Annotated in this window: 15 protein-coding genes and 2 tRNA genes; 5 read left to right on the top strand and 12 right to left on the bottom strand. The window is 64.7% G+C overall.

Translation table 11 applies throughout. The annotated features are described in order from the left end of the window. Positions 1 to 105 precede the first annotated feature (105 nt). The 5 genes from gltB to VSX79_RS02845 form a co-directional block, all read right to left on the bottom strand. On the bottom strand, positions 106 to 4635 hold the full coding sequence (gene gltB, locus VSX79_RS02825) for a glutamate synthase large subunit (protein ID WP_179499514.1): 4530 nt from the start codon (positions 4633 to 4635) through the stop codon (positions 106 to 108). A 21-nt stretch (positions 4636 to 4656) separates the two neighbouring features. Further along, complete coding sequence (locus tag VSX79_RS02830; protein WP_326914354.1) at positions 4657 to 5847, bottom strand: DUF2059 domain-containing protein; 1191 nt, start codon at positions 5845 to 5847, stop codon at positions 4657 to 4659. Beyond that, entirely contained in the window at positions 5844 to 7286 is a 1443-nt protein-coding gene (locus tag VSX79_RS02835) for an NAD(P)-dependent oxidoreductase (protein ID WP_179499512.1), read from the bottom strand. The genes VSX79_RS02830 and VSX79_RS02835 overlap by 4 nt, the downstream gene beginning before the upstream one ends. A gap of 159 nt (positions 7287 to 7445) precedes the next feature. Next, positions 7446 to 8246, bottom strand: coding sequence for an undecaprenyl-diphosphate phosphatase (locus VSX79_RS02840; protein ID WP_179499511.1), 801 nt, complete (start codon positions 8244 to 8246; stop codon positions 7446 to 7448). Then, complete coding sequence (locus VSX79_RS02845; RefSeq protein ID WP_179499510.1) at positions 8246 to 9184, bottom strand: complex I NDUFA9 subunit family protein; 939 nt, start codon at positions 9182 to 9184, stop codon at positions 8246 to 8248. The genes VSX79_RS02840 and VSX79_RS02845 overlap by 1 nt, the downstream gene beginning before the upstream one ends. Positions 9185 to 9385: 201 nt before the next feature. On the opposite strand from VSX79_RS02845, the gene VSX79_RS02850 reads away from it, so the two are divergent. Then, positions 9386 to 9472, top strand: a tRNA-Leu gene (locus VSX79_RS02850). Between the two features lie 357 nt (positions 9473 to 9829). On the opposite strand, the gene arsH is transcribed toward VSX79_RS02850, so the two are convergent. From arsH to VSX79_RS02875, 5 genes are all read right to left on the bottom strand, one after another. After that, the gene (arsH, locus tag VSX79_RS02855) at positions 9830 to 10585 is read right to left on the bottom strand and encodes an arsenical resistance protein ArsH (RefSeq protein WP_179499480.1); all 756 of its coding nucleotides are present in this window, start codon (positions 10583 to 10585) and stop codon (positions 9830 to 9832) included. A 2-nt stretch (positions 10586 to 10587) separates the two neighbouring features. Next, entirely contained in the window at positions 10588 to 11652 is a 1065-nt protein-coding gene (gene arsB, locus VSX79_RS02860) for an ACR3 family arsenite efflux transporter (protein WP_326914355.1), read from the bottom strand. A gap of 11 nt (positions 11653 to 11663) precedes the next feature. Next, the gene (arsC, locus tag VSX79_RS02865) at positions 11664 to 12095 is read right to left on the bottom strand and encodes an arsenate reductase (glutaredoxin) (protein WP_326914356.1); all 432 of its coding nucleotides are present in this window, start codon (positions 12093 to 12095) and stop codon (positions 11664 to 11666) included. Continuing rightward, complete coding sequence (locus VSX79_RS02870; protein WP_179499477.1) at positions 12092 to 12613, bottom strand: arsenate reductase ArsC; 522 nt, start codon at positions 12611 to 12613, stop codon at positions 12092 to 12094. Before VSX79_RS02870 ends, arsC begins: the two co-directional genes overlap by 4 nt. A gap of 80 nt (positions 12614 to 12693) precedes the next feature. Continuing rightward, entirely contained in the window at positions 12694 to 13023 is a 330-nt protein-coding gene (locus VSX79_RS02875; RefSeq protein WP_179499476.1) for an ArsR/SmtB family transcription factor, read from the bottom strand. A gap of 161 nt (positions 13024 to 13184) precedes the next feature. Here VSX79_RS02875 and VSX79_RS02880 point away from each other — a divergent pair, with 161 nt between their 5' ends. Continuing rightward, positions 13185 to 13529 (top strand): ArsR/SmtB family transcription factor, encoded by a 345-nt coding sequence (locus tag VSX79_RS02880; RefSeq protein WP_447952542.1) that lies wholly within the window; start codon positions 13185 to 13187, stop codon positions 13527 to 13529. Continuing rightward, positions 13526 to 13978, top strand: a complete 453-nt coding sequence (locus VSX79_RS02885) for an ArsI/CadI family heavy metal resistance metalloenzyme (RefSeq protein WP_179499475.1) — start codon at positions 13526 to 13528, stop codon at positions 13976 to 13978. Before VSX79_RS02880 ends, VSX79_RS02885 begins: the two co-directional genes overlap by 4 nt. A gap of 160 nt (positions 13979 to 14138) precedes the next feature. Here the strand turns inward: VSX79_RS02885 and VSX79_RS02890 are convergent. Both VSX79_RS02890 and VSX79_RS02895 read right to left on the bottom strand, forming a co-directional pair. Continuing rightward, positions 14139 to 14214, bottom strand: a tRNA-Thr gene (locus tag VSX79_RS02890). Between the two features lie 92 nt (positions 14215 to 14306). Further along, complete coding sequence (locus tag VSX79_RS02895; protein WP_179499459.1) at positions 14307 to 14777, bottom strand: Lrp/AsnC family transcriptional regulator; 471 nt, start codon at positions 14775 to 14777, stop codon at positions 14307 to 14309. Positions 14778 to 14902: 125 nt separating this feature from the next. Between VSX79_RS02895 and VSX79_RS02900 the strand changes: the two genes are divergently transcribed. Both VSX79_RS02900 and VSX79_RS02905 read left to right on the top strand, forming a co-directional pair. Then, on the top strand, positions 14903 to 15955 hold the full coding sequence (locus tag VSX79_RS02900; protein WP_179499458.1) for a Leu/Phe/Val dehydrogenase: 1053 nt from the start codon (positions 14903 to 14905) through the stop codon (positions 15953 to 15955). After that, positions 15955 to 16239, top strand: coding sequence for a hypothetical protein (locus tag VSX79_RS02905; protein ID WP_179499457.1), 285 nt, complete (start codon positions 15955 to 15957; stop codon positions 16237 to 16239). Before VSX79_RS02900 ends, VSX79_RS02905 begins: the two co-directional genes overlap by 1 nt. Positions 16240 to 16309 lie beyond the last annotated feature (70 nt).

Raw genomic sequence — 16309 nt, forward strand, 5'->3', positions numbered from 1 at the left:
AGGCCATACGCTTTCGCTGGCGTGAACGTAAGAGACGCTTGAGACAAGTTGCGATGCTGGCGCGATAAATATCCTCCCCATGGCTTCGCCACAGGGAGGATTTGTTTACTCTGCCGCGACGACCTCGACCTCTTCCTCGTTCAGCGAATGGGTCAGGCGGCTGAGCATTTCCTTGGGGCATACCTGCCAGAAACGGCCCCGCCAGCGGTCCCAGTCGGCGAGGACTTCGGCCGACCATTTGCTGCCCGTCGCCTTGCCATGCTCCTCGACCAGATCCTTGAGCACCGTCTCCCAATGGATGCTCGCGAGCCGCTGCCAGACGATCGATTCGGGATTGGCGCGGCGTTCGAACTGATCGTCGGTGTCGAGGATGAAGGCCATGCCGCCGGTCATGCCCGCGCCGAAGTTCGATCCCACGGGACCGAGGATCACCGCAGTGCCCCCGGTCATATATTCGCAGCCGTTGGCGCCGCAGCCTTCGACGACGACCTTCGCGCCCGAGTTGCGGACCGCAAAGCGCTCGCCTGCCTGGCCCGCCGCGAGCAGCGTGCCCGCGGTCGCGCCATAGAGCACGGTGTTGCCGACGATGCTGTTATGCTGGCTGACCAGCGGGCTCGACACCGTGGGGCGCACGATGATGCGGCCGCCCGACAGGCCCTTGCCGACATAGTCGTTCGCGTCGCCGAACACTTCGAGCGTGATTCCCTGACACAGGAAGGCGCCGAGCGATTGGCCGGCCGTGCCGCGGAGGCGCACCTGAACATGATTGTCGGCGAGCCCCTTCATCCCGAAGCGCGCGGTGACCTCGGCCGACAGGCGCGTGCCGACGGCGCGGTGCGTGTTGCGGACGTTATAGGTGAGCTGCATGCGTTCGCCGCGCTCGAACAGCGGCTTCGCGTCGCCCAATATCTGCGCGTCGAGACTGTCGGGCACCGCGTTGCGGAAGTTCGGTCCCTGCGACCGGCGCTGGTCGTCGGGCGCGTCGACCTTGGCGAGGATCGGGTTGAGGTCGAGGTCGTCGAGATGCTCGGCGCCGCGGCTGACCTGGCGCAGCAGCTCGGTGCGGCCGATCACCTCGTCGAGGCTCGTGACCCCCAGCTTGGCGAGGATCTCGCGCACTTCCTCGGCGATGAAGGTCATCAGGTTGATCACCTTCTCGGGCGAGCCGGTGAATTTCTGGCGTAGTTTCTCATCCTGCGTGCAGACGCCGACCGGGCAGGTGTTCGAATGGCACTGGCGCACCATGATGCAGCCCATGGCGACGAGGCTGAGCGTGCCGATGCCGAATTCTTCGGCGCCGAGAATCGCCGCGATCACGATATCGCGCCCGGTCTTGAGCCCGCCGTCGGTGCGGAGACGGATGCGGTGGCGCAGGCCGTTGAGCGTCAGCACCTGATTGACTTCGCTCAGGCCCATCTCCCACGGCGTGCCGGCATATTTGACGCTGGTCTGGGGCGAGGCGCCAGTGCCGCCGGTGTTGCCCGCGACGAGGATCACATCGGCGTGGGCCTTGGCGACCCCCGCAGCGACGGTCCCGATGCCCGCCGAACTGACGAGCTTCACGCAAACGCGCGCCTTCGGATTGATCTGCTTGAGGTCGTAGATGAGCTGCGCCAGATCCTCGATCGAATAGATGTCGTGGTGCGGCGGCGGCGAGATGAGTGTCACGCCCGGCGTCGCGTGGCGCAGCCGTGCGATGAACTCGGTAACCTTGAAGCCAGGAAGCTGACCGCCTTCGCCGGGCTTGGCGCCCTGTGCGACCTTGATCTCGATCTCGTCGCACGCGCCGAGATATTCGGCGGTGACGCCGAAGCGGCCGCTCGCGATCTGCTTGATGTTGCTGTTGGCGTTGTCGCCATTGGCATAGGGTTTGTAGCGTTCGCTCGCCTCGCCGCCTTCGCCCGATACGGCCTTCGCCCCGATGCGGTTCATCGCGATCGCCAGCGTCTCGTGCGCCTCGGGTGACAGCGCGCCCAGGGACATGCCGGGCGTGACGAAGCGCTTGCGGATTTCGGTGATCGCCTCGACGCTGTCGAGCGCGACGCCCTGCGCCGGATAGTTGAACTCCATCAGATCGCGGAGGTAAATCGGCGGCAGATCGGCCACCCCGCGCGCGAATTGCAGATAGGTCGAATAACTGTCGGTCGCGACCGCGGTCTGCAGCAGGTGCATCAGCTGCGCCGAATAGGCATGCGCCTCGCCCCCCGCGCGCTGGCGGTAGAAGCCACCGATGGGCAGGGTGGTGACGCGGCTGTCGAACGCGGCGCAATGCTTGTCGGTCGCGTTGATGAACAGCGACTGATAGCCTTCGCCCGAAATCTTTGCCGGCATCCCCGGAAAGAGGTCGTTGACGAGCGCGCGCGACAGTCCGACCGCCTCGAAATTATAGCCGCCGCGATAGGAGGAGATCACCGCGATCCCCATCTTGGCGAGAATCTTGAGCAGGCCGTCGTCGATCGCCTTGCGGAAACGCTGGCGGCATTCGTCGAGCGTCAACGCGCCGAACAGGCCGCGCGACTGGCGATCGGCGATCGCGGCTTCGGCGAGATAGGCGTGGACTGTCGTCGCGCCAACGCCGACGAGCACGGCGAACGCATGCGTGTCGAGCACCTCGGCCGAACGCACGTTGATCGACGCGTAGCTGCGCAGTCCCTTGCGCACGAGATGCGTGTGGACGGCGGCGGCGGCGAGCACCATCGCCACGCCGACGCGGCCCTCACCGATATTCTGGTCGGTCAGGAAGAGTTCGCTGCGCCCCGCGCGCACCGCGTCCTCGGCTTCGCGGCGGACGCGCGCGATCGCCTCGCGCAGCGTCGATGCGTCGCCACCTGCGGCAAAGGTGCAGTCGATGTCGGCGACGGCATCGCCGAAATAGGCGCGGAGGCGATCCCAGTCGTCGCCGACGAGCACGGGGCTGTCGATCACGAGAACGTGATCGCTCTGACCTTTCTCGTCGAGGATGTTCGCGAGGTTCGCGAAGCGCGTCTTCAGGCTCATCACATGCCGTTCGCGCAGACTGTCGATCGGCGGGTTGGTGACCTGGCTGAAATTCTGGCGGAAGAATTGCGCGACATGGCGCGGCTTGTCGGAGATGACCGCAAGCGGCGTATCGTCGCCCATCGACCCGATCGCTTCCTTCGCATCCTCGACCATCGGCGACAGGATCAGCTCCATATCCTCCATGGTCAGCCCCGCCGCAACCTGACGGCGGAGCAGTTCCTGGCGATCCCATTGCGGCAGCGTCGACTTGCCGCCCTTGGGCAGGTCGCTCATCGTGCGGAAGCCCTTGACGCGCGAGGGATAATCCTGCGCGTCGGCGATCTTGTCCTTGATCGCGAGATCTTCATAAAGCGTGCCCTGGTCGAGATCGACCGCGATCATCTGGCCCGGGCCAAGGCGGCCTTTCTTGCGCACGCTCGCTTCGGGCAGCAGGACCATGCCGCTTTCGGAACCGACGACGAGCAGATTGTCGGCGGTCAGCGTGTAGCGCAACGGGCGGAGCGCGTTGCGGTCCATGCCCGCGACCGCCCAGCGGCCGTCGGTCATTGCGAGCGCGGCGGGGCCGTCCCACGGCTCCATGACGCTGGCGAGATAGCTATACATCGCGCGATGGTTGTCGGGAACGTCGTTTTCGTTCGTCCACGCTTCGGGAACGAGGATCAGTTTGGCGGTCGGCGCATCGCGGCCGGCGCGACACAGCGCCTCGAACACCGCGTCGAGCGCGGCGGTGTCCGATGCGCCCGCGGGGATCACCGGCTTGATGTCTTCGCTATGCTCGCCAAAGGCGAGGCTCGCCATCTTGATCTCGTGGCTCTTCATCCAGTTCTTGTTGCCGCGGATCGTGTTGATCTCGCCATTGTGCGCGAGGCAACGGAACGGCTGCGCGAGCCACCATTGCGGGAAGGTGTTGGTCGAATAGCGCTGGTGGAAGATCGCGACGCGGCTTTCGAACAGCTTGTTCGTGAGGTCGGGATAGAAATCGGCGAGGCTCTCGGCGAGGAACAGCCCCTTGTAGATGATCGAGCGCGCCGACAGGCTGCAGATATAGAAATCGGCAACCTGCGCCGCGATCACCTTTTTCTCGATGCGGCGGCGGACGAGGTAAAGCTGCTTTTCGAACTCATCGATCGACTGTTCCTCGGGCAGCGGTCCGGCGATCATGATCTGTTCGATCTCGGGGCGCGTGCGCTGCGCCTTGTCGCCGATGACCGAGACGTCGACGGGCACCTGGCGCCAGCCATAGATGGTGAAGCCCGCGTCGATGATCTCGGCCTCGACGATCGTGCGGCATTCCTCCTGGGCATTGAGGTCGGTGCGCGGCAGGAAGATCATGCCGACGGCGAGGCGGTTCGGAAGCACCTTGTGCCCCGACGCCGCGATCGCATCGTCGAAGAAGCGGACGGGCAGGTCGACATGGATGCCCGCCCCATCCCCGGTCTTGCCGTCGGCATCGACCGCGCCGCGGTGCCAGACCGCCCGCAAGGCTTCGATCGCCGCCTCGACGACGCGGCGCGAGGCCTTGCCGTCGGTCGCCGCGACCATGCCGACGCCGCAGGCGTCGGATTCCATGTCCGGGCGATACATGCCTTCGGCTGCAAGCCGCGCGTGATCGGGGGTGGGGTAGTGGGTCATCATCTTCGTCCTGACGGAATGTTCTTAATCGGGCAGCTTCTTGCGCGCATTCTCGGCCGCTTCCTCGGCGGCCTGCTGCGCGGCGATCGAAGCATTCTCATATGCGAGCTCGAGGTCCTCGACACGTTTCAGGTCCGCCGCCGACCAATTGCTGCGGTCATAGGCGGGATCGTCGACCGCCGCTGCCGCCGCATCGGCGGCGTAGCTTCCCGCGTCGGCTGCATCTGCCGCGGCATCGACCGCATAATCGTCGGCCGCATCGACCGCGACCGCGTCGGTCGCCTCCATCGTGTCGCTGGCCCACATGTCGCGCTGTTCCTTCAGCACGCTCACATCGACTTTCATCAGCTTGGCGAGCGTGCCGAGCTGCTTGTCGTCGAAGTCGGAAAGCTGCTTTTCCTTCGGCAGTTCCTTCAGATCCTTCTCGATCTCGGGTGCGCGGTCGATGAATTTGGTGACCAGCGGCGGAACGGCCTTGATAACCGCGACCATCACTTCGGGATCGGCCTGCAGCGCCATCCATTCGCCGGCATAGAGATTGCCCGTCGGCGTCGCGAGGAAAGCGTTGAGGTCGGCAAGCTGCGCGCCGGTGAACTTGCGCGCATAGGCCTTGGCGAGGCCGTCGCGCATCGGCGGTTCCATGTCGGCGAGCGCCTCGCTGATCAGCGGCTTGATCACCCGTGTGATCTGCTTGTCGCGCTCCTTGCGGTGCGGGTCGAACATATCGGCGACCTTGCCTTTGGTCGCTTCGTCGAGCGCGGCGATCTGTTCGGTTTCGACACCGGTCTTGATCGAGAGCAGCAGGTCCGACTGACCGCCGAACTCGCCCATGATCGTCTTGAACATCTTGCCGTAAAGATTGTCGACCATCTTCTCGATGCTGCCGTTCGGGATCAGCGCGGCGGTCGTCCGCTGCGCGAGCGTCAGGCGCGCGGGGTCGATCGGCGGCAGGTCGCTCGTGTCGAACATCTTTTCGATGAGCGCGATCGCCTCATCCATTTCCTTCTGCATCTTGGCCTTTGCCTCGGCGGCGGCGGCCTCGCTGTCGAACGGCGCGGCGGTTTCATCCTCGGCGGGTGCCGCGACGACCTCCGCAACCGGCGCCTCTTCCGGCGCGGCATGGACGGGCGCGCCCAGCGGCAGCATCGCAACGGCACCGGCAAGCAGGATCGATTTGAACGACGGCATCATGAAATTCCTTCCCCTGTTGGTCATGCCGCCTTCTTTTCGCTTTTCGCCTTCGCCTTCAACCACTTTGCCATCTGTTCGCTGACATCGCGGCCGTCGCGAATGCCCCAGACGACCAGGCTCGCCCCGCGCACGATGTCGCCCGCTGCAAAGACACCCGGCAGGCTGGTCATCATCGTCTGATGATCGACGCGCAGCGTGCCCCAGCGCGTGACCGACAGGTCGGGCGCGCCGAACAGGTGCGGCAGTTCCTCGGGATCGAAGCCCAATGCCTTGATCACCATGTCGGCGGGAACGTCGAACTTGCGGCCCGGATCGGCCTCGGGGCTGCGGCGGCCGCTCGCGTCGGGCGCGCCGAGGCGCATTCCCGCGACTGCGACTTGCTTGACATGCTTGTCCGCGGTGAAGCTTTCGGGGGCCGAGAGCCAGACGAAGTCGACGCCTTCCTCCTCGGCGTTGGTCACCTCGCGCTGCGACCCCGGCATATTCTCGCGGTCGCGGCGATAGAGGCATTTCACCGATTTTGCCCCCTGCCGCACCGCGGTGCGGACGCAGTCCATCGCGGTGTCGCCGCCGCCGATGACGACGACATGCTTGCCCTTGGCGTCGAGGCGGCCGTCGTCGAACGCCGGAACCTCGTCGCCAAAGCTCTTGCGGTTCGACGCGATCAGATAGTCGAGCGCCGCGATCACGCCTGCGGCCTCGTTGCCCGGGACGTTGATCTCGCGCGCTTTGTACACGCCGGTCGCGATCAGGATCGCGTCATGCTTCTGGCGCAGCGCGTCGAGCGTCGCATCCTCGCCGACCGCGAAGCCCAGATGGAACTGGATGCCGCCTTGCTCGAGCCGCTCGATGCGGCGCATCACGACATCCTTCTCCAGCTTGAAACCGGGAATGCCATAGGTGAGGAGGCCGCCCGCGCGGTCGTGGCGGTCATAGACATGCACTTCATGCCCCGCGACACGCAGATATTCGGCCGCCGTCAGCCCCGCCGGGCCCGCGCCGATGACGCCGACCGACTGGCCGGTCGCGGCGCCGGGGTGCAGCGGCTCGACCCAGCCCTCGGCCCAGGCGGTGTCGGTGATATATTTCTCGACGCTGCCGATCGTCACTGCGCCATGCCCCGAAAACTCGATCACGCAATTGCCCTCGCAAAGGCGATCCTGCGGGCAGATGCGGCCGCAGATCTCGGGCATCGTCGAGGTCGCGTTCGAAAGCTCATAGGCCTCGCGCAGCCGCCCCTCGGCGGTCAGGCGCAGCCAGTCGGGAATATGATTGTGGAGCGGACAGTGCACCGAGCAATAGGGCACGCCGCATTGCGAGCAGCGCGCCGCCTGCGCGTCGGCGTCGGGCGCCGCGTAGCGCTCGGCGATCTCGTGGAAGTCGCGCGCGCGTTCCTCGGGCGAGCGCTTGTCCGGATAGGATTGTTCACGCCCCACAAACTGGAGCATGCGTTCGGAAGCCATGCAATATCCCCTTCGTTGGCCGGGGATTTGCATGGCTACCAAAGCCCTGTCACGGGCGAATTGCATGATAGGACAATATTACTAACCTAAATCGAGAGGCAAATTTGCTTCCCAACAGGTCTGCGCAATTATCTTTCGTCAATTAGTCCCGTTACGGACCTATCTCATGCCAAGCCAGATCAGCGCCGCGACCCCGACGACGATTCGGTACCAGGCGAAGGGCGCAAAGCCATAACGCGTGACAACGGCGAGGAAGGCCTTGATCACCGCCCAGGCGACGACGAACGAGACGAGCGATCCGACCGCAATCAGGCCGAGGTCGTTCGAGGTGATCGCGTCGCGATGCTTGAACAGCTGGAGCACGGTCGCGCCGGTGAGCGTCGGGAGCGCGAGGAAGAAGCTGAATTCGGCCGCGGTCTTGCGGTCGACGCCGAACGACATCGCGCCAAGGATCGTTGCGCCCGAGCGGCTCACGCCCGGTATCATCGCGATGCACTGGACGAGCCCGACGAGGACCGACTGCCGCGCGGATAGATTGGCGACGCCGCCGACATCGCGGGTCTTGGCGAAGCGCTCGACGAGCAGGATCGCAAAGCCGCCGATGATCAATGCCCAGGCGACCACCACGGCATTTTCCAGCAGCAGCTCGATATAATCGCCGAAGGCCAGCCCGAGGACGACCGCCGGGAAGAAAGCGAGCAGCAGGTTGCGCACGAAGGCGATCGCGACCGGGTCGCGCCGGAAGAAACCGGTGAACATGTCCCAGAACAGCTTGCGGTACAGCACGACGATCGCGAGGATCGCGCCGGGCTGGATGGCGATGTTGAAAATCGCCCAGCGCGCGGCGTCATAGCCGAGCAGCTCGGTCGCAAGGATCAGATGCCCCGTCGAGGAGACGGGCAAAAACTCGGTCAGACCCTCGACGATGCCGAGGATGATTGCGGTCAGCCAGATACCCATTATCGCGAGGCGAGCTCGGCGAAGCGGCCGTGGCGGCGATATTGGACGAGCCAGCCGTCGGCAACCGACCCCAGCGATGTCGGCGTGATGCCGAGCTGCGCAAGGCCGGCCGCCCCATCGGCGACGATATTGTCATGCTGGAGCATCAGCCATTGGTCCTTGGTGATCGGTGCGCCGGGCGCCCAGCCGAGGCCGCTGGCGAGCGCCGAGGCGACGAAGTCGGGCACATCGACGAACAAGGGCGAGCGGCCGGTCGCACCCGCGATCCAGCGGAGCAGTTCGGCCATGGTGAACTGCTGCGGCCCGCCAAGCTCATAGGTCTTGCCTGCGGCGTCGCCGCTCAGCGCCGCGACGACCGCGTCGGCGACGTCGCCGACGTAAATCGGCTGGAATTTCGCTCGCGGGGCGATCACCGGGACGATGGGTGCCACGCGCATCATCGTTGCGAAGCGGTTGATGAAATGGTCCTCGCGGCCGAAGACGATCGAGGGGCGCAGGATCGCGGCCTCGGCAAAGGCCGCGCGCACCGCGGCTTCGCCATCGCCCTTGCTGCGGCCATAGGCCGAGGCGCTTTCGCGGTCGGCGCCGATCGCCGAGATATGGACGAGCGCAGCGGCGCCCGCCGCCTTGGCCGCCGCCGCGACATGGCCCGCGCCGTCGGCCTGCACGGCCTGCATGTCGCCGAAGGCGCCGACGAGGTTGATCACCGCGTCGCTGCCCTGCACGGCGCGCGCGACGCTCGCGGGGTTGCGCACGTCGCATGCGACGAACTGCGTCTGGCCGAGCCCGCCGAGCGGCTTCAGGAAGGTCGCGGCGCGGGGGGCGCGCTGTGCGACGCGGACACGGGCACCGCGCGCGAGCAGCCGCTGCACGACATAACGGCCAAGGAAGCCGCCGCCGCCCAGCACCGTGATCAATTGCCCGTCGAGTTTCTGCATTTGCATCCGCCTGTATCGATTCTCTGGATGGCGCGGGGTGCGCCGAGGGGCTTCCCCATGCCGCGAAGCGGGGAGGGGGGCAAGGGGCGACGGCGGCATTATGACGCAAAACCCACGGCTTTGCGATAAAATGCACGTCGGCCCCCGCGACGCGGTTGACAAGCCGATGGCCGCGCCGCTAAGCGCCCGCTCCTACCCCGTGCCCAGATGGCGGAATTGGTAGACGCACCAGCTTCAGGTGCTGGCGATCGCAAGGTCGTGGAGGTTCGAGTCCTCTTCTGGGCACCATTTTCCCCTTCTCATAATATCCAAGAACCCTTGAATAGCGGCAGAATTCTGCCATTTCCTTGTTGGTTGCGCTTCTCCAACGGCTGTTTTGCGGTCTCCCACTCGGGCGACGATACGCTTTGCGCAGGCCCGGCCTTCGAGGCCGGCGGGGCAAAGACGCAGCGCTTGGACTGTGCAGGACGACAACAGGGGCAAGTGCAAAATAATCGAAGTTCAGCGCAGCAGGGCGGAGTGGATCGGCTGACAGCCGATGAGGCCGGACTTGGCGACAAGGAACAGCCAGCCGGCGTTTAATTGCGCCCGCTGGTGCGGCAAAATCCAACACCGGCGGGTCGTTCGAGGGTGGCGCAAAAGAACTCAGGCGTTCCCTGCGACCAGCAAATCCGCCGACGTCATCACGGGTTCGTCGCGATCCTTGCGCTCGGAATAGCGATCGACCAACTGGTCGGCATGACCGCGCGTCAGCACGGTGAAGCGCACCAGTTCCTCGGCGACATCGACGATCCGGTCGTAATAACTCGACGGCAGCATGCGGCCGGCTTCGTCAAATTCGGCATAGGCCTTCGCCACGCTTGACTGGTTGGGGATGGTGATCATCCGCATCCAGCGACCCAGAATACGCAGTGTGTTGACGCTGTTGAACGATTGCGAGCCCGCCGACACCTGCATCACCGCGAGCGTGCGCCCCTGCGTCGGGCGGAGGCCCTTGTAGGCGAGCGGCAGGTGATCGACCTGCGCTTTCATGATGCCGGTGATCTGGCCGTGGCGCTCGGGGCTACACCAGACCTGGCCTTCGGACCATATCGAATGCTGGCGCAATTCCTCGACCGCGGGATGGTCGTCGTCGGCGATCTGGTCGGGAAGCGGCAGGTCCGAGGGATCGAAGATGCGCGTTTCGCAGCCGAAAAGCTGGAGCAAGCGTGCTGTCTCCTCGGTGACGAGCCGGGAGTAGGAGCGTTCGCGCAAGGACCCGTAAAGCAGCAGGATGCGGGGCGGCGGATCGAGCGCGCCCAGCCCGAGGCCGGGCTGCGGCCGGAGATATTCGGGACGCAGCGCCGGCAAGTGGTCGGGGTCGGCAAGCGTGCGCAGGCGGGAATATGGGGAAGAGGACATGATCAGGCTTTCGTTGGGGTCGTCGCGGGGAACCAGCGCCGCCCGAACCAGAAGGCGACGTTGACCAGCAAGATGAGCACGGGCACCTCGACGAGCGGCCCGATGACAGCGGCAAAGGCCACTGGCGAGGCGAGTCCGAAGGCGGCGATCGCGACCGCTATCGCGAGTTCGAAGTTGTTGCCGGCAGCGGTGAAGGCGACCGCGGTCGTGCGCGGATAATCGGCTTTGGCCAGCTTCCCCATCCAGAAGCTGACGACGAACTGGACGACAAAATAGATGGTCAGCGGGATCGCGATCCGCACGACATCGCCTGGAATGGTTACAATCTCGCCGCCCTTGAGGCTGAACATCGCGACGATCGTAAAGAGCAGTGCGACCAGCGTGATCGGCGCGATCTTCGGCAGGAAGCGCGTCTCGTACCACTCATTGCCCCTGGCGCCAGCGAGCCACTTGCGGGTCAGGAAGCCGGCGAGGAACGGGATGCCGAGATAGATGAGCACCGCCTCGGCAACCGTCCGGAAACTTACGTCGATGACGCTGCCTTCGAGTCCGAATAGCGGCGGCAGCACGGCCAGGAAGAACCAGGCATAGACGCTGAAAAACAGGATCTGGAAGATCGAGTTGAACGCGACAAGCGCCGCGACATATTGATTGTCGCCCTTCGCGAGCTGGTTCCAGACGATCACCATCGCAATGCAGCGCGCGAGACCGATGAGGATCAGGCCCGTCATATATTCGGGCTTGTCCGAGAGAAAGATGACGGCAAGCGCGAACATCAGCACGGGGCCGATGACCCAGTTCTGGATCAACGAGATCGCGAGCACCTTCTTGTCCTCGAACACCCGCGGGAGTTCATCATAGCGAACGCGCGCCAGCGGCGGATACATCATCAGGACGAGGCCGATCGCGATCGGGATGTTGGTCGGGCCCCATGAGAGGCTGTCGATCGCGGCGGGAAGCCCGGCGAAGGTCGAGCCGAGCAACACGCCCAGCGCCATCGCGAGGAAGATCCACAGAGTCAGATAGCGGTCGAGGAACGACAGGTGATCGCGCTTGGATTGCGTCATCTATGCTCTCCTCAGGCGCCGACGCGATTGCCGGCGTCGTCGATCACCTGTTCGCCGTCTTCCTTGGCGAAGGCGCCGCGCTGCGGCTCCGGAAGAAGATCGAGTACCTCCTCGGACGGGCGGCAGAGCTTCACGCCGAGAGGCGAGACGACGAGCGGCCGGTTTATCAGGATCGGATGCGCCATCATCGCGTCGATGAGCGCGTCGTCGTCGAGGCTCTCGTCGCCGAGGCCGAGGTCCGCGAAAGGCGTTCCCTTTTCGCGCAGCAGCGCACGCGGGGCGATGCCGGCGCGCCCGATAAGCTGTTCAAGCAATGCGCGTGACGGCGGCGTTTTCAGATATTCGACGACATGCGGCTCGATGCCGGCGTTACGGATCAGCGCGAGCGTGTTGCGCGACGTTCCGCATTCGGGATTGTGGTAGATGGTGATGTCGGTGGTCATTCGGCGGACTCCGCCAGCGCGCTCGACCCTTCGGTGCGGCCGATTTCCCTGAGCTTTCGCTCCATCGCCATTTCGTCGATGCTGTCGTGCGGCAGCGCCAGGAACAGCGAGATGCGGTTTGACAGATAATGGAGCGCCCGTTCGAAGGCTTCGCGCTGGCCGGGTCCTTCGACCGCGGCAGGGTCCTCGATCCCCCAGTGCGCGCTCATCGGTTTGCCCGGCCAGATAGGGCAGGTCTCGCCGGCGGCATTGTCGCAGACGGTGAAGATGAAATCGAAGGTGGGCGCCCCAGGTGCCGAGAACTCGTCCCGGCTTTTCGAGCGAAGGCCAACCGTATCGAAGCCGAGTTCGGCGAGGAGCGAGCGCGCCTGCGAGTGAACTTCGCCTTTCGGGAAACTGCCCGCGCTATAGGCGCGAAAGCGTCCGTCTCCCATTCGGTTCAGCAGCGCCTCGGCAAGAATCGAGCGCGCACTGTTGCCGGTGCAAAGGAACAACACATTATAGGTCTGGTCGGCCATCACCGTCTCCTCATCGCGGTTGCGCCGCGCGCGCTGACATTAGTTGGGGTAATCAAAGGGGTTTCCGCGTTCCGACCCGCTCAACAGCATGCCAGTTCGGCGAGCAGCGGCTCGCAAAGCTCGGCGCGTCCCTGACAGCAATCCTTGGCAAGGAAGAGCATCAGATCGCGCAGCGTATCGATGTTGGCACGCTGGTTGATCTGTCGGCCGCGCTTCTCCGATGCCACCAGCCCAGCTTTCGCGAGCACCGCCAAATGCGTCGAGAAGGTGCTTTGCGACAGGCCGGATGCATCGACGAGTTCGCCGGTGGAAAGGCCGTCCGGCTCGTGCTGGACAAGCAGGCGGAACGCGTTGAGGCGCGTGGGATGGGCGAGCGCGGCCAGAGCCGACAGTGCCGAATCGTTATTCATCCATCGGGATTATCCGATACGTTAACAATCGTCAACATCCATCGCCTGCCACCCTCGCTGATCGCCAGCGATGGCCGAACGAGTTTCATTTCGAGAAATATGGAATTGATCTTGACAGGGCACGCATTGCGCTTCATTTCTGCAAATATGGAAATGAAGAAATGACCATGGATTCGAGGTCGGTCATCGACGCTTTGGGCGCTCTTGCGCAGGAGTATCGGCTCGCGCTGTTCCGGCTGCTCGTGCAGGCCGGCGGGGACGGGATGGCGGCGGGCGCGATCGCCGGGGCGCTCGGCGTCCCCAATAGTTCGCTCTCCTTCCACCTCGCTCAATTGCGCGGCGCGGGGCTGATCGAGCAGGAGCGCCAGCATCGGACGATCATCTACCGCGCCAACTATCCGGCGATGAATGCGCTGGTCGCCTACCTCATGGAAAATTGCTGCGCCGCCTCGGCGTGCGAGGGCGAGGGCTGCGCACCCACGGCAGACGAAAGGAAAAGCGTATGAAAACACTGCATGTCCATGTCGGGGTCCAGGACCTTGCGACTTCGATCCGCTTCTACAGCTCTATGTTCGGCGCCGAGCCGACCGTGACGAAGCCCGACTATGCCAAATGGCTGCTCGACGATCCGCGCGTGAACTTCGCGATCTCGATGGGCAATCATGCGCGCAACGGCATCCAGCATCTCGGCGTCCAGGTCGAAAGCCCCTGTGAACTCGGCGAAGTCTATGGGCGGATCAAGGCAGCCGAACGACCCGTGCTCGAAGAGGGCCGCACGACCTGTTGCTACGCCAAGTCGGAAAAGAGCTGGATATCCGATCCCGACGGGGTGGTGTGGGAAGCCTTTTACACCGATGGCGAGGCGACGACCTATGGCGACAGCCCCGCGCTCGAAACCTTGGGAACTGAACCCGCCGCCGCCAGATGTTGCGCACCCTCCGCCGCAGTAATCTGAATTCGGCTTTTGACGGTAACCGGCGTGGCGGGCGTTGCCCGCCACCCTTCGAGCGAAATTCAAGAGAATCTGGCGAATATTTGCTTCGGCTGAGCGACCGCGCGAGCCGCCGGTTCGCCGCGAGCGTCGCGCGGCGTCTGTCTTCGCATTTCCACGGAAGTGGTGCCGCTTACAGGACTCGAACCTGTGACCCCATCATTACGAATGATGTGCTCTACCAACTGAGCTAAAGCGGCAACGAGGGGCGCCCCTAGCAGCGCCTTCGGATGAAAACAAGCGTCCTTGCACAAGTGGCGGATAAGGGTTTTGCGCGTCCGCCGGGCCGGGGTCAATCCCGGCCCAACGGCAGTTCGGTCGTCGCCTTGATTTCGGACAGCGCCACTGTCGAGTTGATTTCCTGCACTCCCGGCAATTTGCTGAGCTGGTCGAAGAAGAAACGCTCATAGGCGTCGATGTCGCGCGCGACGATGCGCAGCATGAAATCGGTCGTGCCCATCAGCACATAGGCGTCGAGCACCTCGGGAAAACCCTGGATCGCCGCGCTGAATTCATCGAGATTGGCGCGGCCGTGGGCATTGAGCTTCACCTGCGCGAAGACATGCGCGTTGAGCCCCACTTTGCGCCGGTCGACGATCGCGACACGCTTCCTGATGAAGCCGTCGCGTTCGAGGCGGTCGATGCGGCGCCAGCAGGGCGAAACCGACAGTCCCACGCGTTCGGCGATCTGTGCCGTCGTTTGATTCGCGTCGCGCTGCAGTTCGCGGAGAATCTTTATCTCGAACGGGTCCAAATCGGTCATTCCAACCGAATAACCCAATTTGGACGGCAAGAAAATCCGAAAATCAGTCAGGGTGGCCGATAATCGATCAAGTTTGCCCGGCGTGAAAATGCGACAAGCTACCGTCAATCCAAGGAGTATGTTTCATGGTCGTCCGTCTTGCCCGCCTGGCCCCGCCGCTCGAATGCGTGCGGCTTTATGATCTCGAAGCGGGTCTCGACGGCTTCATCGCGATTCACTCGACCGCACTGGGGCCCGGCGCGGGGGGGTGCCGGCTGTGGTCCTATCCCGACACGAGCCACGCGCTCGCCGATGCGGTGCGCCTGGCCGAGGGCATGAGTTACAAGAATGCGCTCGCCGGCTTGCCGCTGGGCGGGGCGAAGGCGGTGCTGCGGCGGCCCGAGGGCGACTGGGACCGCGTCGCCTTGTTCCGCGCCTTCGGCCGCGCGGTCGAGGCGCTGGGGGGACTCTATGTCACCGCCGAAGACGTCGGGACGTCGGTCGAGGACATGCAGGAGGTTGCCTCCGTCTCGCGCCATGTCGCGGGCTTGCCCTCGGTGGCAGGGCGCGCGGGCGGCGATCCGTCGCCCTGGACCGCGAAAGGTGTTTTCGAATCGATGCAGGTCGCGGCCGAGTTCGCGCTGGGCCGGGAACTCGACGGGCTGACCGTCGCCGTCCAGGGCACCGGCAATGTCGGCGCCGACCTGTGCCGCCGCCTTGCCGCGGCGGGCGCGCGGCTCGTGATCGCCGACGTCAGCCCGGCGCGCCGCGACCGGCTCGCGGCGGTGCATGGCGCCAAGGTGGTCGACGTATCGGAGATCGCATCGGTCGATGCCGACATATTCGCGCCCTGCGCGCTCGGCGGCGCGCTCGACCGCGACACCGTCGCGAAGCTGAAGGCAAAGCTCGTCTGCGGCGCTGCCAACAACCAGCTCGCGACCCCTGACATCGCAGGGCTGCTGCTGGAGCGCGGGATCGCCTATGCGCCCGACTATGTCGTCAATGCGGGCGGCATCATCAACGTATCGGCCGAATATATTGGCGAGGACGAAAGCGACGTCGAACTGCGTGTCGCCCAAATCGCGCCGCGAGTCGGGGATCTGCTCGATCGCGCGGCGCGCGAAGGCCGCTCGCCCGCAGTCGTCGCCGACGAAATGGCCGAGGAGGTCATCGCCGGCGCGCAGCGCGAGGCGGCCTGATGCACCGTTTTCGCGTCGACGCGATCCTTGATCCGCAATCGCTGCCGCGCGTCGCCAATTTCTTTGCGCAGCGCGCGATCGTGCCGACCGGTGTGACGATGCGCGTCCTGCCGTCGCACATGCAAATCGAGGTCGCGGTTGCGGGGCTGGAGGCGGCGCAGGCTGCGATCATCGCGGCCAAGCTGGGCGAAGTTGTTGCTGTCCTGCGATCCGAAGTCGAAGAGTCCGTAACGGCGATTTACGGCGCGGACCGCAGGCAGCCGACCTTGGCCGTAGTGGGCTGAGCTTCAACTTCTTCTTTCGCGATGGCGAGGCTGGCGTGGCTTGCTTCGCTTCGCCGCGCGTGCAAGAGCC

Origin of the sequence: Sphingopyxis chilensis, assembly GCF_035930445.1 — a bacterium.
In the GTDB taxonomy this organism is placed as follows: Bacteria; Pseudomonadota; Alphaproteobacteria; order Sphingomonadales; family Sphingomonadaceae; genus Sphingopyxis; species Sphingopyxis chilensis.